This window comes from Pseudomonas sp. NPDC089408, assembly GCF_044749445.1.
GTDB lineage: Bacteria > Pseudomonadota > Gammaproteobacteria > Pseudomonadales > Pseudomonadaceae > Aquipseudomonas.
Window position 1 is genome coordinate 191,809 of the sequence record NZ_JBIVHY010000003.1, and the last position, 24,310, is coordinate 216,118.

The following is a 24,310-nucleotide window of genomic DNA, read 5'->3' on the forward strand; positions in this document are numbered from 1 at the left end:
GTGGACATGAGAGCTATTTTTATCGGCCATCAAACGTGGCTTGTAGAACATGAAAGCACTAAAATCCTGATAGATCCGCTGTTATGTAAAGATTTCGGTTTGGTCGATGAACATCGGATCGAGATCTATCCGCCACGTACTGTCGATGCTGCCGCCCTGTCCGATGTAGATCTGATTTTTCTCAGTCACGAGCATTCCGATCACTTCGATATCCAGTCTTTGAACTTGTTGCCACGTTCCGCCCGGTTCGTTGTGGGAGCGACCATTGTCGAACCGGTCAAACAATGCATCCGCGACCTCGGGTTCACCCTTACACAAGTCAACGACAGTAAGCCGATGCGGGTGGGTAACTTGAACCTGCGCTTCTACCCGGCCGATCCAAAGACTGCCTTCTGGGAAAGCCGGGTAACCCAAGTGCATATCGAAGAGGCCGAGCAGCCGAACAGTGGGATCTTCATTGCCGTGGACGCGTTGGTGTCCGAGGTGTTCAAGACCGATATCGTCGAAGGACGACTGGCACCGCCCAAGCTGGTGATCGTCTCGAACAATTCCAGGGTATCGCCGCCGGGGGCCTTTCAGTCCTTGGAGAACTGGGGCAAGAACGCCAGCGAAAGTAACCGTAAGGTCGGCCCCTTGGGGATCGGTGTGCTGAGCGCCGTGCTGACTAGCTACATGGATGATTTCCCGGTGCAGCCCGAGAACATTGCCCTTTGTGGCGGCGGGTTCATCAAGCGGCTGGGCAGTTTTGCCGTTTTCCCGTTTTCCGATCAGCCGACATTGAGCCGATTAGCCAATCGGCTCAGCCTCGACACCAATATTGTCGGCCTGCTGCCAGGCGAAGCCTTTGCCCTGGCCTCTGATTCTAGGCCGCAGGCGGGTATCGACTGGGTCCAGATGGACAAGGTGCAGCATAACTTGCTGATCGAGGAGCTGGACCATTTCATCGGGGCGCGCAAGGCCGTTGAGGTGGTCACTTCGGTTCGTCCGGACGTACAAGATGCCGAGGCATATGAAGAGCTGCTGCGACGCGCGGAAGCCGAGCTGCAGCGCTTGGCGAAAAGTCTGATGCTGTTTATCACCGGGCGTAGAGTGTTGGCGATGTCTCACTACAAGGGGCGCAAGCTCGGGCCGAAAAGAATTGTTTTCAGTTTTATCTCGCATGCCCTGGGACGTCAGGACAGCTATGCGCTGAATCTGATCAGCGGCCAGTTTGAGGTTGAGACGCACAAACCGTTCGTATCGCTGGTAGCGCGATATCCCTTTGGCGTGTGTTTGCCGCTGGTGGATTTCATTGGCATGGTCGAAGGGGATCTACAGATCTGGGACATCGTGGGCGTTTCGGTCCAGTCCTGGTTCGAGAGCGGCATCTTCGACGGCCTGATTCCGTTCTTCTACAGCTACTACGGCGAGAACGGCAGCCCTGAGCTGTTGGCGAAAATCATCGACCGCAGCATGCGGAACCTAGAGGTGTGCCCATGAAGCTGACTATGATCGGGCACGAAAGCTGGTCGCTGCAGGCTGGTAATAGCCATATATTGATCGACCCGGTGCTGGGGCCTGGATTCGGTTCCGATGCCGACCGGCAGTTCACGATAGTCCCGCAGCGCAACATCGATCTGCAGCGCATGCCTGCGGTGGATGGCATTGTGTTGACCACCGAGCACCTGCAGCATTTTCACCCAGCTTCCCTGTGCCGCTTGTCGTCTGATCATGGACATTTGCTCAAGCAAAAAGTGATCTATGTCCCAGAGCTGTTTCCCGGCGCGGCCGAGGCGATTGTCCGCACCTGCGGTTACGAGCTGCGACGGGTGGATACTCAGGTCGAGTTCGTCATCGGCTCGCTAAGCCTGCGCTTCTACATGCCACGCACCGAGGTACTGTTCTGGGACAGCCGGGTAGCGTCGCTGCATGTCGAGGATCAGGGCCGCGAGGCAGTGTTCATACAGTCCGATACCCGTATTGACGACGCCTACTTTGCAGATGTGAATAGTGGAACTGTTGCTTGGCCCCAAGTCATGGTGATGACCAATAATTTCCAGGGCAGTGGCGCGCAAGGGCCCATCGGCCTCGACAACCTGTTGCCGGTGCCCGACCCGCGCTACGCCCGGGTGTCCGGCTTGCGGTTGGTGGATGAAATCGTACACAAGCCGATGCGCCGACTTGATCGGGTGCCGACCCTAATCCTCGCAGGTAATGGTTATAGCGACCCTCTTGGAAAGATACATCATCCTTGGACGAACCTCGAACTGGCGCAGATCTGCAGCGAGCTGTCGTTGTTGCGGACAGTGCATTCACTGGCACCCGGCGAATGCTTCGATGTGATGCTGGCACGGCCTGGCGAACCGGCAGACTGGATTTGTGCACCCGAGGAACAGGCAGGGCTCCGTCCGGCGAAAGGGCAACGCCCCGCGGTCTCGTTCGACACTCAGCGGATCAAGGCCCATCTCGATGAAATGGCCAGGACCTGGCTAATTACCCGCTATGGCCAGGTTCTGATGACTCAGTCCAGCTACTTGGGGCGGCCGGTTGGCCCGTGCCGACTGGTGCTGCAACTGACGCAGGACGAGGGTATCTACCAACAATGGATGCTGGACGTGTCCAGGGTCGAGTTCGTCGAGGTGCCGGCCGAAGGCGCGGAGGCCATCAAGCGCTATCCCTACGGCATCCGTGTCGACCATGACGATTTCTGCCAACTCCTTCTGGGCGAGTTGCAGATATGGGAGTTGCTCAACCTATCTGCATCGCAGTGGTATGTCTGCGATCGATATGACAGCCCGTTGGCCTTCTGGCTCGAATATTACAGCGAGCAAGTGGACTATGAGCGCGCGTTGCGCAGTTATGAATTATCGCTGGTGACTGCGCCATGAGCGGGCAAAGCGCCTTTGAACATGTGTCTCTGGCGCTTCTCGGCGCAGCGCAGGTAAAGCTGCAGCGGCAGGCGCTCGCCGATCTGTTAGCTGAGCGTTATCAGGTTCTGCGGATACTCGGTCAGTCGGTGAAGTCACTGGTCTGCGCGGGCCTGTGCATGGCCTCCGGCGAGCAGGTGGTGATCAAGCGTTACTTTGACGAGGCGGCTTATGCCGCCGAAGTCAACGGTTACTTGCTGTTCCGCTCGGGGCCGATCGCAGGCATGCATTATCTGGATCCGCAACATCAGGTATTGGTGTTGGAGTTTATCCAGGGCCGTTTGCCGGTTCCGGCCGACTTGCCTGAGGTCATTGCGGCCTACGCAGCGATGCATGCCACAGCTCTGGCGAATATCCAGCGTGCAGTGGGACGCCGCAATACTCCTGACTTTCTTGATCCCTGCCGGTCGTCACGTTGCCGCTTCCCGCCGTTCGACCTCCAGGGTATCAGCGTGGGCGACTGTAAGTCCGAACATCTGGTCGTGACCGGGGATAGCGTGCGCATCCTCGACCTGGAGACACATTCCCTGCAGCGCAGTGTGTGGTTCGACGTCTTGTCCTTGAGCCGCTTCCTTGGTGCGGGCCCGGCAGCTTCGTGGAGTCTGGACGAATGGGTGGCCCGTTACTGCGCATGCCGCGAAATCCCCTCTCACTATTACGATTTGCAGAAAATCCGAGAGTGCCTGCAGCGTGTACAGGCCTTGGTGCCTGGTCGGGTGTACTCCGAGGAGGCCTTGCCGTGAAATGGATGTATTGCTTTACCCCGGCATTACGCTATCGGAGGGTTGCTCGGACCGAAGGGCGAGCCTTCGCTGATGGATATTTCAGCTTGGCTTTCAGCCTTGCGCCTTTGGCGGTTGGCGCTTATGCACTGGTGTCTTTGTTGCAATACAGTGTGGCGCTATTGTTCATCTACAAGCTGAGCACCCTTCAAGGCAATGCCGATGTCTTGCTGGCAGAAATCGCACCTCTGGCGCTCCTCGCGATCAGTGGATTTCTGCTGGTGGTGGTTGAGCTCAATCTTGAACGCCACATATCCTTGAAACTATGCCGCGAGTTCGAGCGCCTTCTGGCGCGCAAGATGCAGCCTGGGGTAGAGATGTCGGCGCTGGAACGGTTGGTTTCGCGGGATTTTAACGTCGTCCTCGATGGCTTCGGAGCTAGCGTTAACCTGCTGGCTATACCGCTTTTCCTGACGTTTTCAATTCTGCTGGCGCCGCTGGTGTTCGGGGCGGCGGGGTTCTGGGCGATAGCGGTGATCGGGGTTTTCCTGCCACTCTCCTATCTGCTCTCCAGGCTTTCGGACCGCAACTACCAAAAGATCATGAGTCTGACTGCTCAGCGTATCGAACAGTGTTCGGCATGGTTGCGCAAGGGACCGTGGCTCAAGCAGTTCGCTGACCGGGCCGCCTTACGGAGCATCGAGCGGACGCTGGCGGACGAAGGCTCATTACGCAACCTGGATACGCTGCTACGCGGCGCCGACAGCTACATCATCGGTTTCGGTCGCTTGATTCCATTTGTCATGCTGGGGCTTCTGGGTACCTCGGAATCAGCCACGGTCTGGGACGGGGCGATTTTCTGGCTCAGCATTCCATTGCTGGCGGCGGTGTTAGCGTTGCCTCGCTCCTATGTGAGTTACAAGGCCGTCGGCCGATCATTGGAAGCCCTCGGTAGCTTGTATCTGAATTCCTCCAGGCATCCTTTGTTACGACCTGCTACCGCTGATCAGTCGGGTGGGGTGATTGAGTTCGATGCCGACTTGCCGATCTGGCCGGCGGTCCTCGTCGAACTGATTCCCGGACCGTTGGAGAGCCAACGCGAATCTCTGCACATGCTGCTGAGTGCTTTCCGGCTGGTGCCCGAACTGGGGCAGAACCCACAACAGGTGTTGCAAATGCGTATCGAGCTGGACGGGGGCAACCTCTCTGCCGGACAGCGCCTGCGTTTGCAATTACTGCGCGGCGTCTTCCTTGCCAGCACCCAGGGAGGGAAGCTAAGTATCGATAACGATTTATCGGCGTTGGACGCCGCTGCCGCGCTGGCAGTGAAAGATGCCTTGGAGCGGCTGCCCTGGGTCAGTTTCAGCCCTGTGGCCGCAAGCGCAATAGTGCAGCGCGAGGCCTTGACGCAAGTCGGTGAACGGACGGTTCCGACGTTTCGGGCCGTTGAGCCAGCGCTGAGGCGTTATGGTATGCGTAACCTGTTCAGGTATTGCTGCTGGGGTGTGCTGATCTTACTGGTCCCGGCGCTGATGATGAGCTACGCAGTTAATCTGACGCTGCCAGCGGCAGCTTTCTCATCCGGGCAGGTTCTGTTGTATGGGGTGGTTGGGGTGGTCGCTGGGGTTGCTGCCGGGTTGTTTATCGAGAATCTGCTGCGCAGCCGCTTTACCCAGTTGTTCATTGATGGACTGCGAGACATTCGTGCCACCGATCTAACCGACGCGATGCAGGTAGTTTCTCGTGATGTCACCACGGCATTCGAGCGCATCGCCTGGTATTCCCACGACATTGCCTGGATCATCGCGCTGTTGCTGTGCAATGGCGTGGCCTTGTGGATAGGGTTCGGCCTGTTCGGTGTCGCTGTGGCACTGTTGTTCAGCGGCTTGCTGGCGTTGTTGTATCGGCTTTCGATCAGTGAGCTGTATGGGACTCGAGTAGAGAGCGTCAAGGGATTCGACTCCCTGTTGCGCTCGGCCCATGTGGCGTATTCGATTTCCCAGGTGGGTGGTGTGGCGTTCGAGCGTTTGGGAAACTGGCTGGCGCTTACTCAGCAGGGTGCGATTGCCGAGGGGCTCAGGTATTTCTACACCACTCGCATGCGCAGTGTGATCACCCGCACCATCACCGCGGCCAGTTGCTCCTTGCTCAGCGATCTGGTGATTGTGCTGGTGGTCCTGATGGGCAGCCTCTACAGGACGAGCGACTCGGCTTTTGTGCTCGCGGTCACGGCCTTGCTGCTGGTGCGCTCCGACCTGGCCAATGTGTTTCTGGCCATCACAGGCTTCAAGTCGCAATCTGTGTCGTTGGAGCGCCTACAGCATTTTGCCCGCCCCAAAAGCTCGGTGGCCGTGAGGGTAGCTGGGCAGAGCCTGAGCATCGCGCCCTTTGTTGCTCAACGTGCCTATCGTGCCCTGAGCCTAGAACGGGGCCGATTGTATTCGCTATCGGGGCACTCCGGCTCCGGCAAAAGCGACTACCTCAAGGGCGTGGCCGGAATCACCGACGTTGTCACCGAAGAAGCGGCTGTGGCTCACGCCGAGACGTCAAACTGTTACTACGTAGATAGCAACACTTCTGCGCTGCTCGGCAGTGAACCTGGTGCAATCAGCTGGCTGAATACCTGGCTGAGCGACTTGCCAGAGGGCTGCCATCATCTGTTGTTGCTGGATGAACCATTCAGGATGCTTTCCGCCGAGCAACTGGCCGAGCGTGTGCAAGCGTTGCGTCATTACGTCGAGCTTAGTGGCAACACAATGGTGCTGGTGGATCATCGTTGCCGGCTGGAACATGACATTGAGCTCGGCGAGTTGGCAATCGGCGATTGCGCCGTGCAAGGAGCTACTCATGAATGAGCCGATTGTGTACCTGGGCGATCGTGGGTTTCTCAAACGTTACGCAAGCCCCTATTCGGAGCAACAGGTCGAGCGGATCGCGCGCAGCGTCCTGGCCAGTTCAGGCTTGGGCCTGGCCAGCGGCGACTGGCCCACGGCCAAGGCAGTCAGCAATGCTTTGGCTGGTGGCCCACGAAGGCGGCATATCTATCATTCACGGTTTCTGATGCGGGTGACCGAACAGGCCACGGGGCAAGGCGTCAGTGTCCGTCAGATTCAGGCCAACCCGGCGCACTATTACACCGCCCCTGGGTATACCTTTGCAGCTGATAAGCAACAGATAGCTGAAGACCTCGAAATCATCCGTTGCTGCCAGCCCGGCCTGGTGACCGTGGGGGGGGACTGGCTGGACATTCTGCTTGCGCAGCAGCAATACGTTTTGCTTGACGCGATACTGCGCCAGATGGAGGCTGTCATTCCAGTGGCCTCGCGGGTTCTCCTAGGGTTCCACTCCAGCCCCGCCTTCTTGCAGGTACTGAGGGAACGATCATTCGGCGGAGCTGCAGTGCCGGTCAACTTGCTGAACATGCAATGCACGAGCTATGCCGCGTACTTGTCCCAGATCAAGAACCGCTCTCGCCTCTATGCCGTGCATTGCCTTGCGGGCGGCGATATTCCTCTGAGGCCTGCGCTGCACTACGCCTTTCATCATCGGCAGGTCGACGCTTGTATTGTCGGCGCTACCCGTGCGCGGCATATCGAAGCACTTGCGGCCTGTGAAGCTGGCTTAAGGAGATTGACGAGATGAACGTGATTCTAATGCGTAGTGCGCGGCAGTTCGACGAGGCGTTATTGCATAACCACCTTCAGATATTACAGCGTGCCCATGGCGACCTGCTGGTGTTGTCTGGCCGCTCAGCGTGCTATGCCCAAGTCTTGGCGCTGGCCAGCAGCTTGAATATCCAGACACTGGTCTTCGAGCAGGAGTTATACGATCCGCAGCAGATTCATGGGGTCCGAAAGATGGATTGGCTGTTCGATCCCTATGCCGGTCGCTGTGGCAGCCAGAGCCTTAACACTCTCTATCACAGGTTTGCCATAGAACTGGAAGCGATTATCTGCCGGTACAGCGAAAGAACTCTGGTGATCTATCTCGACCAGTTGCTTCTGGAAATTGCTTATGCGGTGCTAGCCAGTCAGCCCCTACAGATGCTCCATTGCTTTTCGCTGTATCTCGAAGAATTGAGTATAGCGATCCTCGCCCGGGTTTCGCTAAAGAGTGGGTTCCATACGCTGTTGCTGAAATCAAATGTAACGCCGGCCCAAGCGTTCGTCGGCAAGCCCGAATTAAGACTGGTGAGGTGACGCCCCAACGCTGATGGCGTTATCTGCGAACTTATCCTGAATAACGAGACAAGGAGTGCTCATGGACCCGCAACGCACGGACTATCTGGCGACAGAAGCTATTTACAACGGCGATTCGCTGCGAATCGGCGACGAGTTCGTCATGCACGAATGGGAGAGGCCGCTGATCCGCAGGATGGTAGAGGATCTCAAGCTCACGCCTGACGACCGCCTGCTGGAAATCGGTTTCGGTATGGGCATCTCGGCCAGCATCCTGCAAGAGTTCGGGCCGGCTTCCCATACCATTGTTGAGCCTCACCCCATGTATTGATGCAGGCCGAACGCTGGAAGAGCGGGCGCGCAAACATTCAGTTGCACCCCGGCTATTGGCAGCAGCTCGACACCAGGGCTCAGCGTTACTCGGCGATCTTTTTTGATCCGTTCGCCGATGACATGAAGGCGGTTGACGATGAGAACCTCAGGTTTCTCAAGTTCGCCGCGCAATCCCTGCTCGGTGATGACGGGCGTCTGGCTCTTTTCTGTATACGGCCCGTGCTGCCGCTGGAGTATCAGCGTGTGATGTTCGAACACTATCGGCGGGTGGAAATCAGTTCGGTGCAGGTTGCTCCCAGGGATACCGCCAATCCGACGCTGGGCTCTGACGGTCGAATGATTTCAGTCGTCTTGCACAAATAATAAAACCACCATTGCGCCATTCCGGCCTATTTTCCGGACCTGGCTGGTTGGCAGGGGAACAACAATAAAGGTGATAGTGATGAGCAACTTTACAGCGAGTATTGGCTTGGTCGGCCTTCTGTGGTTTTTTGGCAGCCATTCATGGGCTCAGACCCAGGCCCCGAAAGCATTGACCCCGGCAGCGACTTCTGCCAGCAAGGCCATGACCATCATTTTTGAACCGCCAAAGGGGCAGGAGGAGGCGTTTCTAAATACCTTCGTTACCTCGCAGGCTTCGTATATGCAGACTGACGCTGGCAAGTCGAAGGAGGGGGTCAATGTAATCAACCTGATTCCTACCGAATTGGGCGAGCCGCTAATCCACCTGATGATCTACCGCGATTCGGCCACCTTTGAGCGGGCCAAGCAGATATTTGCTTCGCGCGAGGCCATGAGCAGTTACATCGACGGCCATGTCAAAGCCTACGGCGGTTACCACATTCCTAAAGAGTACTTGCGTCACACAAAGGTATACATGAGCAACGTACTCACTGAGTAAGCGATCAGAGAACTCGGTCGTTGTGGTTGTCACGGCCGACCCAAGGCACAAAGAGAGTTCAGGTTATGCGTGTGGTTATTGAGTCGTTAATGGTCGGCCTATTGTTGGTGACTGCCGGTGTACAAGGCGGCAATCAAGGTGAGCCCCTCATGTTGACCAACGGTTGTATCAATTGCCACGGGTTCGAGGGGCAGCGCCCGTCGGGGGTGATTCCTTCTCCGGCCGGCCAGCCCGAGGCCTATCTGTACAAGACCTTGACGGCTTATCGCAACGGCACCCTTGAAGGCTCCATCATGAATCGGATAATGCGAGAGTATGACGATCAGACGCTCAGGCAGCTCGCCCACTATTACAGCCGCTTGCCCAGCGGATCACTGGGCTCAGATTGCAAGGATGCACCATGTCGATAAACCGAAAACGGAGGCTGCTGCTCAAGTGGCTGGCCACTGGTATCGGAGCTGCGTCGATCCAGACCTTGGCCAGGCCAATGGTGCCCATGGCGACCCGCTCTTATGCCGTGGTGGTGATCGGCGGTGGTTTTGCCGGCGCGACTTTCGCCCGGACTCTCAGGCGCCTGGATACCAACGTAAAGATCACTCTAATCGAGCCCAGCCAGCAGTATCACTGTTGCCCCTTGGGGGTAGAGTACCTGGTGAACAAGCGGGACGAAGAGACCTTGGTCTTTGGTTACGAGCAGTTACGCGCAGAAGGTATCGAGGTTATTCATCACAAGGCGCACTCGATAGATGCCAAGCGCAAACAGGTCCGGCTAGCCGATGGATCATTGCTTGACTACGACCGCTGTGTGGTAGCGACAGGCATCGGCTACAAGTACGACAGCATTGCCGGTTATAGCGAAGCGGTAGCCAGCCGTGTGCCTCATGCCTGGGGCGGCGGCGAGCAACTGCGCCTGCTCCGGCAACAGTTGGAGACCATGCCCAACGGCGGAAATGTGTTGATCTCTGTTCCTGAGGACGACTACCGCTGCCCGCCCGGGCCGTATGAACGTGCCAGCCTGATTGCCGATTATCTCAAGGCTAACAAGCCTGATTCGCGAGTGATTATCCTGGATGCCAAACCGCGGTTCGCCAAGCAGGCGCAATTCGAGCAGGCTTGGACGCGTTTCTATGGCTACGGCACCGAAAAGGCCTACATTCAGTGGATCGGTGCCTTGCAGGGGGGAACCGTGCAAGGTTTCGACGAAGCTAAGGGCCAGTTGCTGACAGAGGGAGGGGCAATCAGCGGTCAAGTCATCAATATTATTGCGCCGCAGCAGGCTGATGACTTTTCCCGACACAACGGCCTGGCCGCGGAGCATGGCTGGTGTCCGGTCAACACCCAGACCCTGGAATCTCTGCTCGTACCGCATGTGCATGTGATCGGTGACGCAGCCTATGCTGAAAAACTCCCCAAGTCGGCCTTTGCCGCGGCATGCCAAGCCAGGGTCTGTGCCTTGGCCATCCATAGCCAGTTCCAAGGCTTGGCACTTCTCAAGCCCGAATACATGAATGTCTGCTACAGCCTGTGTGGCGACAACTACGGCCTCTCGGTGGTGCTGCTCTATCAGCATGACGCCACTAGCAATGTCATCGAGATCGTGACCTTGCTGGTCACGCCTCTGGATGCCAGCGACGAGGATCATCGTCGTGAAGCGATGTCGGCCTACAGCATGTTCGACAGCCTTGTCAAAGAGGCGTTTGGCTAGGACGGCAGGTGCCAACAAGGGCTGCGGGCTTTTTTATCGCTCGGAATCTGTCTTAAATATGTTTTTGCGACACCGGTATCACCCGCCGCTCCTTCACCGCCTTGTACGAAAAACTCGAATAGATCTCCTTCACCCCCGGCAACCGCTGCAGCACTTCGCGGGTGAATTCGCCGAACGACTCCAGGTCCCGCGCCAGGATCTCCAGCAAGAAGTCATAGCGCCCGGAAATGTTGTGGCAGGCCACGATCTCGGGAATTTCCATCAGCCGCTGCTCGAATGCCAGCGCCGTGTCCTTGGTGTGCGAGTCCATCATGATGCTGACGAACGCTGTAACACCAAACCCCAGCGATTTGGGCGAGAGCACGGCCTGGTAGCCGGTGATGTAGCCGTTGTCTTCCAGCAGCTTGACCCGCCGCCAGCAGGGCGAGGTGGTCAGTGCCACCTGGTCGGCCAGTTCGGCAACGGTGAGGCGGCCGTTGTCCTGCAGGGCGGCGAGCAGGGCGCGGTCGGTGCGGTCGAGGCTTGAAGGCATGTTTTGCCCTCCTGGTCCGGTAATTATTGTTTTTGTTCCAGCACGCCCGCGGATGCGTGGGCTATTTTGGAAAAAATCTGGCAGCTCGGTGGCATAAGCTTATAACAAACCACAAGAGGCTGTTGCCATGCGCGACTCCCATAACAACACCGGTTTTTCCACGCGGGCCATTCACCATGGCTACGACCCGCTGTCCCACGGTGGCGCGCTGGTGCCGCCGGTTTACCAGACCGCCACCTACGCCTTCCCGACTGTGGAATATGGCGCTGCATGCTTCGCCGGAGAAGAACCGGGGCATTTCTACAGCCGTATCTCCAACCCTACCCTGGCCCTGCTGGAACAGCGCATGGCTTCGCTGGAGGGTGGTGAGGCGGGGTTGGCGCTGGCGTCGGGGATGGGCGCGATTACCTCGACCATCTGGACCTTGCTGCGGCCCGGCGATGAGATGATTGTCGGGCGCACACTGTACGGCTGCACCTTTGCCTTCCTGCACCACGGCATTGGCGAGTTCGGAGTGAAGATCCGCCATGTCGACCTGAACGATGCCAAGGCCCTGAAAGCGGCGATCAACGGCAAAACGCGGATGATCTACTTTGAAACGCCGGCCAACCCCAACATGCAACTGGTGGATATCGCCGCGGTGGCCGAGGCGGTGCGTGGGCATGATGTGCATGTAGTGGTCGACAACACCTATTGCACGCCCTACCTGCAGCGGCCGCTGGAGCTGGGGGCGGACCTGGTGGTGCATTCGGCGACCAAGTACCTCAGCGGTCACGGTGATATCACAGCCGGCCTGGTGGTCGGGCGCAAAGCGCTGGTCGACCGTATTCGCCTGGAAGGGTTGAAAGACATGACCGGGGCGGTGCTGTCGCCGCATGATGCGGCATTGCTGATGCGCGGCATCAAGACCCTGGTCCTGCGCATGGACCGGCATTGCGCCAACGCCCGGCAGGTGGCCGAGTTCCTGGAGCGGCAGCCGCAGGTGGAGCTGATTCACTACCCGGGGTTGCCGTCGTTCGCCCAGTACGCGCTGGCGCAGCGGCAGATGCGTTTGCCGGGTGGGATGATTGCCTTTGAGCTCAAGGGCGGTATCGAGGCCGGGCGCAGGTTCATGAACGCACTGCAACTGTTTGCCCGGGCGGTGAGCCTGGGGGATGCCGAGTCGCTGGCGCAGCACCCGGCGAGCATGACCCATTCCAGCTATACGCCGCAGGAGCGGGCGCATCACGGGATCTCGGAGGGGCTGGTGCGCCTGTCGGTGGGGCTGGAGGATGTGGAGGACTTGCTGGCTGATATCCAACAGGCATTGGGGCACCTGTAGGAGCGGCCTTGTGTCGCGAAAGGGGCGCGTAGCGGCCCCAGGATTTCAGCCATCCTGCAATACTGTCGGGGCTGCGGTGCAGCCCTTTCGCGACGCAAGGCCGCTCCTACAGGGGATCGTGTACAGGCTTTGGCCGGCGCCCACAAAAAAGGCCTCTCGCGAGGCCTTTTTCATGTTCAGCGGATCAACGCTTGAGCCCGTAGCTCTCGTCGAGCATACCCGGCGAGTTTGGCGCTTTTGGCGCGTAGTCGCGGGGTACTTCGGCAGTGTCCTTTGGCGGCGTCAGGCGGTCACGCGGGCCTTGGCTGCCTTCGGAATGCAGCGCGGCCAGCAGGCGCTGGCGGGTCAGTTCGTCCAGTGCCAGGGTGTTGGCACCGTCGGCCAGGTGGTCCTGGACATCCTGGTAGCTCTGGGTCAGCTTCTTCACCAGTACCGCAGTGCTGTTGAAGTGGGTCACCACTTCGTTCTGGTAGCTGTCGAAGCGCTTCTGCATTTCATCCAGCTGACGCTGGGTGCTGCTCGGCGCGGCATTGGGCAGCAGGCGGGCCACGACGAAACCAACTACCACACCAATGACCAGGGCCAAGGTCGGCAACAACCAAACAAGGAGCGAGAGTTCCACGAGTCCTTCCTCTATAAACGGCTTTGCTTTACGTTAACGGCTCAGACCTGCGCTGTATACCGCGAGCGATCGCAAATCAGAACAGAATTCCTCACCTAGACGAATCGACCCTCCCTGAGGTCACGGAGTAGTGCCTTGCTTGTCCGCGAAACCCCCTTGTTCATCGATGGCCCCTGCGGCCCGCTGGAAGCCTTGTACCTGGACGTGGCCGACGCCCGCGGCGCGGTGCTGATTTGCCACCCCAACCCGGTCCAGGGCGGTACCATGCTCAACAAGGTGGTCTCGACCCTGCAGCGCACCGCCCGTGATGCCGGCTATGTGACCCTGCGCTTCAACTACCGTGGCGTTGGCCAGAGTGCCGGCAGCCATGACATGGGCGCTGGCGAAGTGGCCGATGCCGAGGCTGCAGCGGCCTGGCTGCGTGGCAAGCATGCCGAACTGCCGCTGGTACTGATGGGCTTCTCGTTCGGCGGTTTTGTCGCCACCAGCCTGGCTGGCCGCCTGGAGGCCGCCGGGGTGGGCCTGCAGCACTTGTTCATGATCGCCCCGGCGGTGATGCGCCTGACCGATGAATTCCCGCTGCCGCAGCAGTGCCCGATCACCGTGGTGCAGCCGGATGCCGACGAAGTGGTCGCGCCGCAGCTGGTTTACGAATGGTCTGACAGCCTGATGCGCCCCCATGAGCTGCTGAAAGTGGCAGAATGCGGACACTTCTTCCATGGCAAGCTGACCGATCTGAAGGATCTGCTGCTGCCGCGCCTTTCGAACTGAGCCAAGCCTGAATAAGCGAACACCCATGACCACGCGCATTCTTACCGGTATCACCACCACCGGCACTCCGCACCTGGGCAACTACGCCGGCGCCATCCGCCCGGCGATCCGTGCCAGCCAGCAGCCCGGTGTCGACTCGTTCTACTTCCTGGCCGACTACCACGCCCTGATCAAGTGCGACGACCCGCTGCGCATCCAGCGTTCGCGCCTGGAAATCGCCGCCACCTGGCTGGCCGGTGGCCTGGACCCGGACAAGGTGACCTTCTACCGCCAGTCCGACATCCCGGAAATCCCCGAGCTGACCTGGTTGCTGACCTGCGTTGCAGCCAAGGGCCTGCTCAACCGTGCGCACGCCTACAAGGCTTCGGTAGACAAGAACCTGGAAGCCGGCGAAGACCCGGATGCCGGCGTGACCATGGGCCTGTTCAGCTACCCGGTGCTGATGGCTGCGGACATCCTGATGTTCAATGCCAACAAGGTGCCGGTCGGCCGCGACCAGATCCAGCACGTGGAAATGGCCCGCGACATCGGCCAGCGCTTCAACCACCTGTTCGGCCAGGGCAAGGATTTCTTCGCCCTGCCAGAGGCGGTGATCGAAGAGAGCGTGGCGACCCTGCCGGGCCTGGACGGGCGCAAGATGTCCAAGAGCTACGACAACACCATCCCGTTGTTCACCAGCGCCAAGGACATGAAAGACGCCATCTCGCGCATCGTCACCGACTCGCGTGCGCCAGGCGAAGCGAAAGACCCGGACAACTCGCACCTGTTCACTTTGTATCAGGCCTTCGCGACGCCGCAGCAGTGCAGCGAATTCCGCGAAGAACTGTTGCAGGGCCTGGGCTGGGGCGACGCCAAGCAGCGCCTGTTCCAGTTGCTGGACGGCCAGTTGGCCGAGAAGCGTGAGTACTACCACCAGTTGATCGCCCGCCCGGCGGACCTCGAAGACATCCTGCTGGCTGGCGCCGCCAAGGCCCGCAAGACCGCCACGCCATTCCTCGAGCAACTGCGCGAAGCCGTTGGCCTGCGTTCGTTCCGCACCAGCGTGCAGGCCGGCACCGAAGTGAAGAAAAAGGCTGCCAAGAGCGCGCGTTTCGTCAGCTTCCGAGATGAGGACGGCAGCTTCCGCTTCCGCCTGCTGGCCGCCGACGGTGAGCAACTGCTGCTGTCGCGCAGCTTCGCCGACGGCAAGAGCGCCGGTGCTGTGAGCAAGCAGCTGCAGCAGGGTGGCGAGGCCGATGTGCGTATCGAAGGCCTGGGCTTCGGCCTGTGGCTGAACGGCGAGCAGGTTGCCGACGGGCCGCAGTTCGACAGCGCCGAGGCCCGTGATGCGGCCATCGAAAGCCTGCGTGCAGCGCTTGCGCCACAACCAGACTGAGGCATTTCGCCGCAAGTCTGATTGCCATAAGGCGGGCCTGTCGCTACAGTGACGGCCCGTTTTTTGTTGCCTCGCTAACGAAATCATGACGCCCCTAGAACGATATCAAGCAGATCTGAAACGTCCCGACTTCTTCCATGACGCGGCGCAGGAAACTGCGGTGCGTCACCTGCAGCGCCTCTACGACGACCTGGTGCAGGCGCAGAACAACAAGCCGGGCGTGTTCGGCAAGTTGTTCGGCAAGAAGGAGCAGACCCCGGTCAAGGGGCTGTATTTCTGGGGTGGAGTAGGGCGAGGCAAGACTTACCTGGTCGACACCTTCTACGAGGCGCTGCCGTTCAAGCAGAAGATGCGCACGCACTTCCACCGCTTCATGAAGCGTGTGCATGAGGAAATGCGCACCCTCAAAGGCGAGAAGAACCCGCTGACCATCATCGCCAAGCGTTTCAGCGAAGAAGCCAAGGTGATCTGCTTTGACGAATTCTTCGTTTCGGACATTACCGACGCGATGATCCTCGGCACCCTGATGGAAGAGCTGTTCAAGAACGGCGTATCGCTGGTGGCCACCTCCAACATCGTCCCGGACGGCCTGTACAAGGACGGCCTGCAGCGTGCGCGCTTCCTGCCGGCCATCGCCATGATCAAGCAGTACACCGACGTGGTGAACGTTGACAGCGGGGTCGACTACCGCCTGCGTCACCTGGAGCAGGCCGAACTGTTCCATTACCCGCTCAATGACGCGGCGCACCAGAGCATGCGTGCCAGCTTCAAGGCGCTGACCCCTGAGTGCACCCAGGCGGTCGAAAACGACGTGCTGATGATCGAGAACCGCCCGATCACTGCCCTGCGTACGTGCGACGACGTCGCCTGGTTCGACTTCCGCGCCCTGTGCGACGGGCCGCGCAGCCAGAACGACTACATCGAGCTGGGCAAGATCTTCCATGCTGTGCTGCTGAGCAATGTGGAGCAGATGAGCGTCACCACCGACGACATCGCCCGCCGCTTCATCAACATGGTCGACGAGTTCTACGACCGCAACGTCAAGCTGATCATCTCGGCCGAGGTGGAGCTGAAGGACCTGTATACCGGTGGGCGCCTGGCCTTCGAGTTCCAGCGTACCCTGAGCCGGTTGCTGGAGATGCAGTCGCACGAGTTCCTGTCGCGGGCGCACAAGCCTTAACGGCAGCTGCAAGCTTCAAGCCACAAGAAAAATGCCAGAGCAGATCGCGTACTGCTCTGGCTTTTTCTTGTGGCTTGCAGCTAGAGGCTTGCAGCTGCAGGAGGCCCTCAAGCCTCTTGCATGAACTGCTGCCGGTACTGGTTCGGCGATAGCTCGGTATGCTGGCGGAACAACCGCGCAAAGAAACTGGCATCGTCGTAACCGACCTCATAACTGATGGTCTTGATGCTCTTGCGCGTGCTCGACAACAACCCCTTGGCCGTCTCGATGCGTAGCCGTTGCAGGTAGTGCAGCGGTTTGTCACCCGTCGCGCCCTGGAAGCGGCGCATGAAGTTGCGAATGCTCATGCCGTGGTTGCGCGCCACATCTTCAAAGCGGAACTTGTCGGCGAAGTGCTCTTCCAGCCAGTGCTGGATCTGCAGGATGATCAGGTCCTGGTGCAGCTTCTGCCCGCCAAAACCCATGCGCCCCGGGGTGTAGTTGCGCTGCACTTCGTAGAGGATGTCGCGCGACACCGCCCTGGCCACGTTGGCGCCGCAGAAGCGCTCGATCAGGTAGATGTACAGGTCGCAGGCCGACGTGGCGCCGCCAGCACAATAGATATTGTCGGCATCGGTCAGGTGCTTGTCCTGGTTCAGGCGGATATTCGGGAACCGTTCGGCAAAGCTGCTGAAGAAGCGCCAGTAAGTGGTCGCCTCCTTGCCGTCGAGCAGGCCGGACTCGGCCAGCCAGAACACGCCACTGGCCTCGGCGCACAGCACGGCGCCACGGGCATGCTGGTCACGCAGCCACGGCAGCACCTGTGGGTAACGTTGCAACAGGTTGTCGAAGTCGTCCCAGTAGGCCGGCAGGATGATCACATCAGCGTCGTCCAGGCCGCCGTCGACCGGCAGCTGCACATTGCTGAAGCTGTCCACGGGCTGGCCATCGGGGCTCACCAGGCGGATCTCGAACATGGGCTGCAAGCCCAGGCCCAGCTGCTTGCTGTAGCGCAGGCTGGCGAGGTGAAAAAAGTCCTTGGCCTGCATCAAGGTAGAAGCGAACACCTTGTCAATGGCCAGGATGCTGACGCGCCGCAGCGACGCGGAGGGTTGGGTAAACATCATTGTCATTGTTCTTATAGGGTAGAGTGGTCAATCACCGGCTGGATCGTCTTATTTTTTTGGTCGAGCTGCAAGCTTCAAGCGTCAAGCTGCAAGAAAAGAGCGGCCAGTGCTCGGGCTGCTCTGTCTTGTGGCTTGAAGCTTGTAGCTTGTAGCTTTGATCAAGGCGCCGGGTTCGGCTGCTCCTGGTGAATCACCTCGATCGCCGCCAGCAGCTCGTCGCTCAGGTTCAGCTCAAGGCTGGCCAGGTTACTGTCCAGCTGCTCCAGGCTGGTCGCACCAATGATGTTGCTGGTCACGAACGGCTGCCGCGTGACGAACGCCAAAGCCATCTGTGCCGGGTCCAGGCCGTGATCGCGGGCCAACTGCACATAACGGCTGCAAGCCGCCACCGTTTGCGGGTTGGCGTAGCGGGCAAAGCGGCTGAACAGGGTCAGGCGCGCATTCTCTGGCCGTGCACCGTTCTCGTACTTGCCTGAAAGCATGCCGAATGCCAACGGCGAATAGGCCAGCAAACCGCACTGTTCGCGGATGGCCACTTCCGCCAGGCCCACCTCGAAGCTGCGGTTTAGCAGGTTGTACGGGTTCTGGATTGACACCGCCCGCGGCCAGCCACGGCTTTCGGCCAGTTGCAGGAACTTCATGGTGCCCCACGGCGTTTCGTTGGACAGGCCGATGTGGCGGATCTTGCCCGCGCGCACCTGCTCGTCGAGCACTTCGAGGGTTTCTTCCAGCGGGGTAAAGTGGTCCTGCGGCAGGTGCTGGTAGCCCAGCTTGCCGAAGAAGTTGGTGCTGCGCTCTGGCCAGTGCAACTGGTACAGGTCGATACGGTCGGTCTGCAGGCGCTTGAGGCTTTCGTCCAGCGCCGCGACGATGTGCTGGCGGTTGTGCTTGAGCTGGCCGTCGCGGATGTGGCTGATGCCGTTGCCGGGGCCGGCGACCTTGCTGGCCAGTACCCAGTCATCGCGGTCACCTTGCTCGCGGAACCAGTTGCCGATGATGCGTTCGGTGGCGGCGTAGGTTTCCGGGCGCGGCGGCACCGGGTACATCTCGGCGGTGTCGATGAAGTTGATCCCGGCGGCCTTGGCCCGGGCAATCTGTGCAAAGGCCTCGGCCTGGACGTTCTGCTCGCCCCAGGTCATGGTGCCCAGGCACAGGGCGCTGACATTGAGGTCGGTTCGGCCGAGCTGGCGGTATTCCATCGGGTAAACACTCCTTGGCAATAGAAGCTCATCAAAGCAGGTTGAAATTTTTCGCGCAATCTGGATAATTCAGCCCCTCTCCGCGTGGCGGAAGTGATGCACCATCACGCAGGAAGAACCCCGTCGAACATTGGCGTGCCCGACCCGAGCCCCCAAAAGCGTCTGTGTTCGGCTGCGCGCTTGCCCTTGGCAAGATGTGCACTATCCAGTAAGATTCGCCGTCTATTTTTCGCTGGGCGGCCTCTGAGGCTTTAGAGAATGAAAACTTTTACTGCTAAACCGGAAACAGTAAAGCGCGAGTGGTTCGTAGTCGACGCCGCTGGCCAGACCCTGGGTCGTCTGGCTACCGAAATCGCTACCCGTCTGCGTGGCAAACACAAACCAGAATACACCCCTCACGTTGACACCGGCGACTACATCGTCGTTATCAACGCCGAGCAGGTTCGTGTGACTGGTGCCAAGTCTTCCGACAAAATGTACTACTCCCACTCCGGCTTCCCGGGCGGTATCAAGGAAATCAACTTCGAGAAGTTGATCGCCAAGGCCCCTGAGCGTGTTATCGAAACCGCGGTCAAAGGCATGCTGCCTAAGAACCCGCTGGGTCGCGACATGTACCGCAAGCTGAAAGTGTACGCGGGTGCTGCTCACCCACACACTGCTCAGCAGCCTCAAGAACTGAAGATCTAACGGGATAGTTCATTATGTCGGCGACTCAAAATTACGGCACTGGCCGTCGCAAGACCGCAACCGCTCGCGTATTCCTGCGTCCGGGTACTGGTAACATTTCCATCAACAACCGTTCTCTGGACGTGTTCTTCGGTCGCGAAACCGCTCGCATGGTTGTTCGCCAGCCACTCGAGCTGACCGAAACCGTTGAGAAGTTCGACATCTACGTCACCGTTTCCGGTGGTGGTGTCAGCGGTCAGGCCGGTGCGATCCGTCACGGTATCACCCGCGCACTGATGGAATACGACGAAACCCTGCGTGGCGCCCTGCGTCGTGCTGGCTACGTCACCCGCGACGCTCGTGAAGTCGAGCGTAAGAAAGTGGGTCTGCGTAAAGCGCGTAAGCGTCCTCAGTACTCCAAGCGTTAATACCGCTTCGGCAGTCGAAAAAAGCCCGGTTCCTTGGAACCGGGCTTTTTTTTTGGCTTGAACTAACCTGTCAGCATGTCAGTAGCCGCTTGTCGAATAGACGCAGATCAAGCAAAGCGCGGGTTGTTGCCCCTTGCCAGGGTAATCCCTTGTCAGTGTGTGGATTTGTTTCTTACCATGACGGCCAATTTTTAGTGCCACTGACACAACCTAAGTACAAGCCTGGTTCAACAGGCCAAGCAAGCTGATGGGAGAGGACTGAATGAGCAATGACGGCGTCAACGCAGGCCGGCGCCGCTTCCTCGTAGCCGCGACATCCGTGGTCGGGGCAGCGGGAGCAGTGGGGGCTGCGGTACCGTTCGTGGGGTCATGGTTTCCCAGTGCCAAGGCGAAAGCCGCAGGTGCACCGGTGAAGGTCAATATCGCCAAGGTCGAGCCTGGGCAGCAGATGGTTGCAGAGTGGCGTGGCCAACCTGTATTCATCGTGCGGCGAACGCCGGAAATCCTTGGCAACCTCAAAAAAATTACCGGCGAACTCTCTGATCCAGAGTCGAAGGCTTCAGTGCAGCCGACCTACGTCGACCCTGAGGTGCGTTCGATCAAGCCGGAAGTGCTCATCCTCGTCGGCCTGTGCACGCACCTGGGTTGTTCGCCCACCTTCCGCCCGGAAGTCGCACCCGCCGACCTGGGGCCGAAGTGGGTGGGCGGCTATTTCTGCCCGTGCCATGGCTCCCACTACGACCTCGCTGGCCGTGTCTACAAGTCGCAGCCGGCGCCCCTTAACCTGCCTGTGCCACCGCACTCATACGAGTCGGACGAGATTGTCGTCATCGGCGTCGACCAGGAGAACGCATGATGAGCAAGTTCATGGACTGGATTGATGCTCGCTTCCCCGCTACCAAGATGTGGGAAGACCACCTGAGCAAGTATTACGCGCCCAAGAACTTCAACTTCCTGTACTTCTTCGGCTCCCTGGCATTGCTGGTACTGGTCAACCAGATCGTCACTGGAGTATGGCTGACCATGAGCTTCACGCCCTCGGCGGAAGAGGCCTTCGCCTCGGTCGAGTACATCATGCGTGACGTGGAATACGGCTGGATCCTGCGCTATCTGCACGCTACCGGCGCGTCTGCGTTCTTCATCGTGGTCTACCTGCACATGTTCCGTGGCCTGCTCTACGGCTCCTACCAGAAGCCACGCGAGCTGGTCTGGCTGTTCGGCATGCTGATCTACCTGGCGTTGATGGCCGAGGCCTTCATGGGTTACCTGCTGCCGTGGGGCCAGATGTCGTACTGGGGTGCCCAGGTGATCATCTCGCTGTTCGGTGCCATCCCGGTGATCGGTGACGACCTCACGCAATGGATCCGCGGTGACTACCTGATCTCGGGCATCACCCTGAACCGCTTCTTTGCGTTGCACGTGGTGGCCCTGCCTATCGTGATCCTTGGCCTGGTGGTGCTGCATATCCTCGCCCTGCATGAAGTGGGTTCGAACAACCCCGATGGCGTCGACATCAAGAAGAAAAAGGATGAAAACGGTATCCCGCTGGACGGCATCCCATTCCACCCTTACTACACCGTGAAAGACATTGTCGGCGTGGTGGTGTTCCTGTTCGTGTTCTGCGCCGTGGTGTTCTTCTTCCCGGAAATGGGCGGTTACTTCTTGGAGAAACCGAACTTCGAGCAGGCCAATGCCTTCAAGACACCTGAGCACATCGCACCGGTATGGTACTTCACACCGTTCTACGCGATCTTGCGTGCGGTGCCTGACAAGCTGATGGGCGTGATTGCCATGGGTGCGGCCATCGCCGTGCTGTTCGTACTGCCCTGGCTCGACCGCAGCCCGGTGCGTTCCATGCGTTACAAAGGCTGGATCAGCAAGGCCTTCCTGCTGGTGTTCTGCGTGGCCTTCGTCATCCTCGGCGTGCTCGGCGTACTGGCACCGACACCCGGGCGTACCTTGCTGTCGCAGGTGTGCACGGTGCTGTACTTCGCCTACTTCCTGCTGATGCCGTTCTACACAAGGCTCGAGAAGACCAAACCGGTTCCGGAAAGGGTGACTGGCTGATGAAAAAGTTGATTGCAGTATTTTTGCTGGCAGTGATGCCTGCCTTTTCCTTCGCTGCCGAACACGGCCTGGAACTGGACAAGGCCGATATCGACCTGACCGACAAGGCCGCCATGCAGGACGGTGCGCGTACCTTTGCCAACTATTGCATGGGTTGCCACAGTGCCAAGTTCCAGCGTTACGAGCGGGTCGCCGATGACCTTGGTATCCCGCACGAGCTGATGCTCGAGAAGCTGGTGTTCACCGGCGCCAAGATCGGTGACCACATGCAGATCGGCATGCAGCCAAGCGATGCCAAGACCTGGTTTGGCGCCGCGCCGCCCGACCTCACTCTGGTTGCCCGGGTGCGCGGTACCGACTGGCTGTACACCTACCTGCGCAGCTTCTACGAGGACCCATCGCGGCCTTACGGGGTGAACAACAAAGTGTTCCCGAACGTCGGCATGCCTAACGTGCTGGTCGGCCTGCAGGGTAACCAGGTGATCGGTTGCAAGCAGGTGCAGACGGTGACCGATGGCAAGAAGCAATTCGACCCATTGACCGGTAGCCCGATTACCCACGAAGCCTGTGACCAGCTGACCATCACGCCGAAATCCGGTACCCTGACCACCGAGCAGTTCGACGAGAAGGTCAAGAACCTGGTGACCTTCCTGGCCTATTCGGCCAACCCGGTCAAACTGGAAAGCCAGCGCATCGGTACCTACGTGTTGCTGTACCTGGCTTTCTTCTTCGTATTCGCCTACTTGCTCAAGCGTGAATACTGGAAGGACGTGCACTGATCACGCAGTAGTTTCTGGTTGTTGAACGCGCCCGGGGCGCCCTGGTAGTAATGCCAGGGGGCCCCGGGCGCGTTTTCATTTACAGTTGCACAAGCATCCCGTGCGAGGAGCCGCTACATGGGCGCAACCAACAGGTTAGCCTGCTATTCCGATCCCGCTGATCACTATTCTCATCGGGTACGCCTGGTGCTGGCCGAGAAGGGCGTCAGTGTGCAGGTCATCGATGTCGACCCTGCGCGTTTGCCACCCAAGCTGGCCGAGGTCAACCCTTACGGCAGCGTGCCGACCCTGGTCGACCGTGACCTGGCGTTGTATGAATCGACCGTGGTGATGGAATACCTCGAGGAGCGTTACCCGCACCCGCCGCTGATGCCGGTTTACCCGGTTGCACGCGGCAATAGCCGTTTGCTGATGCACCGCATCCAGCGCGACTGGTGCGCCCTGGCCGATACCGTGCTCGATTCGCGCAGCAGCGAGGCTGCCCGTACCGAAGCGCGCAAGGCACTGCGCGAAAGCCTGACCGGCGTTTCGCCGTTGTTCAATGAATTCGCTTGCTTCATGAGCGATGAGCAAAGCCTGGTCGATTGTTGTCTACTTCCAATACTCTGGCGTTTGCCGGTGTTGGGTATCGAATTGCCGCGGCAAGCCAAGCCGCTGCTGGATTACATGGAGCGCCAGTTCGCCCGCGAGCCTTTCCAGGCGAGCCTGTCCTCCGTAGAACGTGAAATGCGCAAGCTTTAAGGAGCCGTTGATGAACTCCAGTCGCCCCTATCTGGTTCGAGCACTGTACGAGTGGATCGTCGACAACGATTGCACGCCCCATATGCTGGTCAATGCCGAATTCCCGAAAGTTCAGGTGCCGGATGGTTTCGCCAGTGATGGCCAGATTGTCCTGAATATCTCGCCAAGTGCCGTGCGCAGCTTGCACATGGACAACGACGCGGTCAGCTTCGAAGGCCGCTTCGGTGGCGTTGCCCATTCGCTGTTCGTGCCGGTGGGTGCCATCCTGGGTATTTATGCCCGGGAAAACGGCCAGGGCATGGTCTTTGAGCTGGATTCGCCGGAGGGCGAAGACCTGGAAGAAGACGATGATGTGCAGCCGGATGACGATGGCCCGCCAGAAGGTGGTGGCCAGCCGCCGCGTCCGACGGGTCGGCCAAGCCTCAAAGTGGTCAAGTAACAAAAAAGGCGACCCAACCGGGTCGCCTTTTTCTTTGCCGCCAAACCGTGGATTACAGGTCGCTGATGGTGCGTACCTGGTCCTTGTTGATGCGGGTGCGCTTGCCATCGAGTTGCTGGAACTCGTAGAAGCCAGCGTTACGGTCGAACTTTGGCGCGTCGACAGCCTGGAATTCCCGGCCATCGTTGAGGGTGATCAGGCTTGGGGTGGAGCAGCCGGCCAGGGTAACGAAGGTGCTGATCAGCAAGGCGGGCAGCAGAAGCTTTTTCATGCGGTGTTTCCTGGGTTTCTGAAAGCGTGGAGCATCTTTTGCCTGTGCCGGCCCTTTCGCGGGTTTAC

General features: G+C 59.2%; 27 protein-coding genes. 22 read left to right on the forward strand and 5 right to left on the reverse strand.

Annotation, left to right across the window (positions count from 1 at the left end; genetic code table 11):
• Positions 1-6: 6 nt before the first annotated feature.
• The 11 genes from ACIP02_RS06700 to ACIP02_RS06750 all read left to right on the forward strand — a co-directional run bounded on the left by ACIP02_RS06700 (position 7) and on the right by ACIP02_RS06750 (position 10,745).
• Entirely contained in the window at positions 7-1,479 is a 1,473-nt protein-coding gene (locus ACIP02_RS06700) for an MBL fold metallo-hydrolase (protein ID WP_400614457.1), read from the forward strand.
• A complete protein-coding gene (locus ACIP02_RS06705; RefSeq protein ID WP_400614460.1) occupies positions 1,476-2,867 on the forward strand; it encodes an MBL fold metallo-hydrolase in 1,392 nt (463 codons plus the stop codon). Before ACIP02_RS06700 ends, ACIP02_RS06705 begins: the two co-directional genes overlap by 4 nt.
• Positions 2,864-3,649: a hypothetical protein gene (locus ACIP02_RS06710; protein ID WP_400614462.1), complete on the forward strand. Its 786-nt coding sequence runs from the start codon at positions 2,864-2,866 to the stop codon at positions 3,647-3,649. Before ACIP02_RS06705 ends, ACIP02_RS06710 begins: the two co-directional genes overlap by 4 nt.
• A complete protein-coding gene (locus tag ACIP02_RS06715; protein WP_400614465.1) occupies positions 3,646-6,483 on the forward strand; it encodes a hypothetical protein in 2,838 nt (945 codons plus the stop codon). Before ACIP02_RS06710 ends, ACIP02_RS06715 begins: the two co-directional genes overlap by 4 nt.
• Positions 6,476-7,270 (forward strand): hypothetical protein, encoded by a 795-nt coding sequence (locus tag ACIP02_RS06720; protein WP_400614467.1) that lies wholly within the window; start codon positions 6,476-6,478, stop codon positions 7,268-7,270. Before ACIP02_RS06715 ends, ACIP02_RS06720 begins: the two co-directional genes overlap by 8 nt.
• Positions 7,267-7,827 (forward strand): hypothetical protein, encoded by a 561-nt coding sequence (locus ACIP02_RS06725; RefSeq protein WP_400614469.1) that lies wholly within the window; start codon positions 7,267-7,269, stop codon positions 7,825-7,827. Before ACIP02_RS06720 ends, ACIP02_RS06725 begins: the two co-directional genes overlap by 4 nt.
• Before the next feature lie 61 nt (positions 7,828-7,888).
• Entirely contained in the window at positions 7,889-8,137 is a 249-nt protein-coding gene (locus tag ACIP02_RS06730) for a hypothetical protein (RefSeq protein ID WP_400614471.1), read from the forward strand.
• Entirely contained in the window at positions 8,137-8,502 is a 366-nt protein-coding gene (locus ACIP02_RS06735) for a hypothetical protein (protein ID WP_400614473.1), read from the forward strand. The genes ACIP02_RS06730 and ACIP02_RS06735 overlap by 1 nt, the downstream gene beginning before the upstream one ends.
• A 79-nt stretch (positions 8,503-8,581) precedes the next feature.
• Positions 8,582-9,040 (forward strand): hypothetical protein, encoded by a 459-nt coding sequence (locus tag ACIP02_RS06740; protein ID WP_400614475.1) that lies wholly within the window; start codon positions 8,582-8,584, stop codon positions 9,038-9,040.
• A 65-nt stretch (positions 9,041-9,105) separates the two neighbouring features.
• The gene (locus tag ACIP02_RS06745; protein ID WP_400614478.1) at positions 9,106-9,450 is read left to right on the forward strand and encodes a c-type cytochrome; all 345 of its coding nucleotides are present in this window, start codon (positions 9,106-9,108) and stop codon (positions 9,448-9,450) included.
• Positions 9,441-10,745: an FAD-dependent oxidoreductase gene (locus ACIP02_RS06750; RefSeq protein ID WP_400614481.1), complete on the forward strand. Its 1,305-nt coding sequence runs from the start codon at positions 9,441-9,443 to the stop codon at positions 10,743-10,745. The genes ACIP02_RS06745 and ACIP02_RS06750 overlap by 10 nt, the downstream gene beginning before the upstream one ends.
• A 52-nt stretch (positions 10,746-10,797) precedes the next feature.
• Here the strand turns inward: ACIP02_RS06750 and ACIP02_RS06755 are convergent, their stop codons facing one another.
• Positions 10,798-11,277, reverse strand: coding sequence for an Lrp/AsnC family transcriptional regulator (locus ACIP02_RS06755; protein ID WP_400614483.1), 480 nt, complete (start codon positions 11,275-11,277; stop codon positions 10,798-10,800).
• Positions 11,278-11,404: 127 nt separating this feature from the next.
• Between ACIP02_RS06755 and ACIP02_RS06760 the strand changes: the two genes are divergently transcribed.
• The gene (locus ACIP02_RS06760; protein ID WP_400614486.1) at positions 11,405-12,598 is read left to right on the forward strand and encodes a methionine gamma-lyase; all 1,194 of its coding nucleotides are present in this window, start codon (positions 11,405-11,407) and stop codon (positions 12,596-12,598) included.
• Positions 12,599-12,782: 184 nt separating this feature from the next.
• Here ACIP02_RS06760 and ACIP02_RS06765 read toward each other — a convergent pair whose 3' ends face one another.
• Positions 12,783-13,220 (reverse strand): ZapG family protein, encoded by a 438-nt coding sequence (locus tag ACIP02_RS06765; protein ID WP_391127640.1) that lies wholly within the window; start codon positions 13,218-13,220, stop codon positions 12,783-12,785.
• Between the two features lie 135 nt (positions 13,221-13,355).
• Between ACIP02_RS06765 and ACIP02_RS06770 the strand changes: the two genes are divergently transcribed.
• From ACIP02_RS06770 to zapE, 3 genes are all read left to right on the forward strand, one after another.
• A complete protein-coding gene (locus tag ACIP02_RS06770; RefSeq protein ID WP_400614489.1) occupies positions 13,356-13,991 on the forward strand; it encodes an alpha/beta hydrolase in 636 nt (211 codons plus the stop codon).
• 25 nt (positions 13,992-14,016) lie between these two features.
• A complete protein-coding gene (locus ACIP02_RS06775) occupies positions 14,017-15,366 on the forward strand; it encodes a tryptophan--tRNA ligase (RefSeq protein ID WP_400614491.1) in 1,350 nt (449 codons plus the stop codon).
• A gap of 85 nt (positions 15,367-15,451) precedes the next feature.
• The gene (zapE, locus tag ACIP02_RS06780; RefSeq protein WP_400614493.1) at positions 15,452-16,546 is read left to right on the forward strand and encodes a cell division protein ZapE; all 1,095 of its coding nucleotides are present in this window, start codon (positions 15,452-15,454) and stop codon (positions 16,544-16,546) included.
• A gap of 107 nt (positions 16,547-16,653) precedes the next feature.
• Here the strand turns inward: zapE and ACIP02_RS06785 are convergent, their stop codons facing one another.
• Both ACIP02_RS06785 and ACIP02_RS06790 read right to left on the reverse strand, forming a co-directional pair.
• Positions 16,654-17,574 (reverse strand): GlxA family transcriptional regulator, encoded by a 921-nt coding sequence (locus ACIP02_RS06785; protein WP_201202078.1) that lies wholly within the window; start codon positions 17,572-17,574, stop codon positions 16,654-16,656.
• 236 nt (positions 17,575-17,810) lie between these two features.
• Positions 17,811-18,851, reverse strand: coding sequence for an NADP(H)-dependent aldo-keto reductase (locus ACIP02_RS06790; protein ID WP_400614496.1), 1,041 nt, complete (start codon positions 18,849-18,851; stop codon positions 17,811-17,813).
• 258 nt (positions 18,852-19,109) lie between these two features.
• Here ACIP02_RS06790 and rplM point away from each other — a divergent pair, with 258 nt between their 5' ends.
• The 7 genes from rplM to ACIP02_RS06825 all read left to right on the forward strand — a co-directional run bounded on the left by rplM (position 19,110) and on the right by ACIP02_RS06825 (position 23,971).
• Entirely contained in the window at positions 19,110-19,538 is a 429-nt protein-coding gene (gene rplM / locus ACIP02_RS06795; RefSeq protein ID WP_003251819.1) for a 50S ribosomal protein L13, read from the forward strand.
• Positions 19,539-19,552: 14 nt separating this feature from the next.
• A complete protein-coding gene (rpsI, locus tag ACIP02_RS06800; RefSeq protein ID WP_003260797.1) occupies positions 19,553-19,945 on the forward strand; it encodes a 30S ribosomal protein S9 in 393 nt (130 codons plus the stop codon).
• 262 nt (positions 19,946-20,207) lie between these two features.
• Positions 20,208-20,801 carry a ubiquinol-cytochrome c reductase iron-sulfur subunit gene (petA, locus tag ACIP02_RS06805; RefSeq protein WP_201202028.1) on the forward strand — a complete coding sequence of 198 codons (594 nt, stop codon included), beginning with the start codon at positions 20,208-20,210 and terminating at the stop codon, positions 20,799-20,801.
• Positions 20,801-22,012, forward strand: a complete 1,212-nt coding sequence (locus tag ACIP02_RS06810; protein WP_400615048.1) for a cytochrome bc complex cytochrome b subunit — start codon at positions 20,801-20,803, stop codon at positions 22,010-22,012. Before petA ends, ACIP02_RS06810 begins: the two co-directional genes overlap by 1 nt.
• Positions 22,012-22,791 carry a cytochrome c1 gene (locus ACIP02_RS06815; RefSeq protein ID WP_400614500.1) on the forward strand — a complete coding sequence of 260 codons (780 nt, stop codon included), beginning with the start codon at positions 22,012-22,014 and terminating at the stop codon, positions 22,789-22,791. Before ACIP02_RS06810 ends, ACIP02_RS06815 begins: the two co-directional genes overlap by 1 nt.
• Before the next feature lie 117 nt (positions 22,792-22,908).
• Complete coding sequence (locus ACIP02_RS06820) at positions 22,909-23,532, forward strand: glutathione S-transferase N-terminal domain-containing protein (protein WP_400614503.1); 624 nt, start codon at positions 22,909-22,911, stop codon at positions 23,530-23,532.
• Positions 23,533-23,542: 10 nt separating this feature from the next.
• Positions 23,543-23,971 carry a ClpXP protease specificity-enhancing factor gene (locus tag ACIP02_RS06825; RefSeq protein ID WP_400614505.1) on the forward strand — a complete coding sequence of 143 codons (429 nt, stop codon included), beginning with the start codon at positions 23,543-23,545 and terminating at the stop codon, positions 23,969-23,971.
• 52 nt (positions 23,972-24,023) lie between these two features.
• Here ACIP02_RS06825 and ACIP02_RS06830 read toward each other — a convergent pair whose 3' ends face one another.
• Positions 24,024-24,242: a YgdI/YgdR family lipoprotein gene (locus ACIP02_RS06830; RefSeq protein WP_400614507.1), complete on the reverse strand. Its 219-nt coding sequence runs from the start codon at positions 24,240-24,242 to the stop codon at positions 24,024-24,026.
• Positions 24,243-24,310 lie beyond the last annotated feature (68 nt).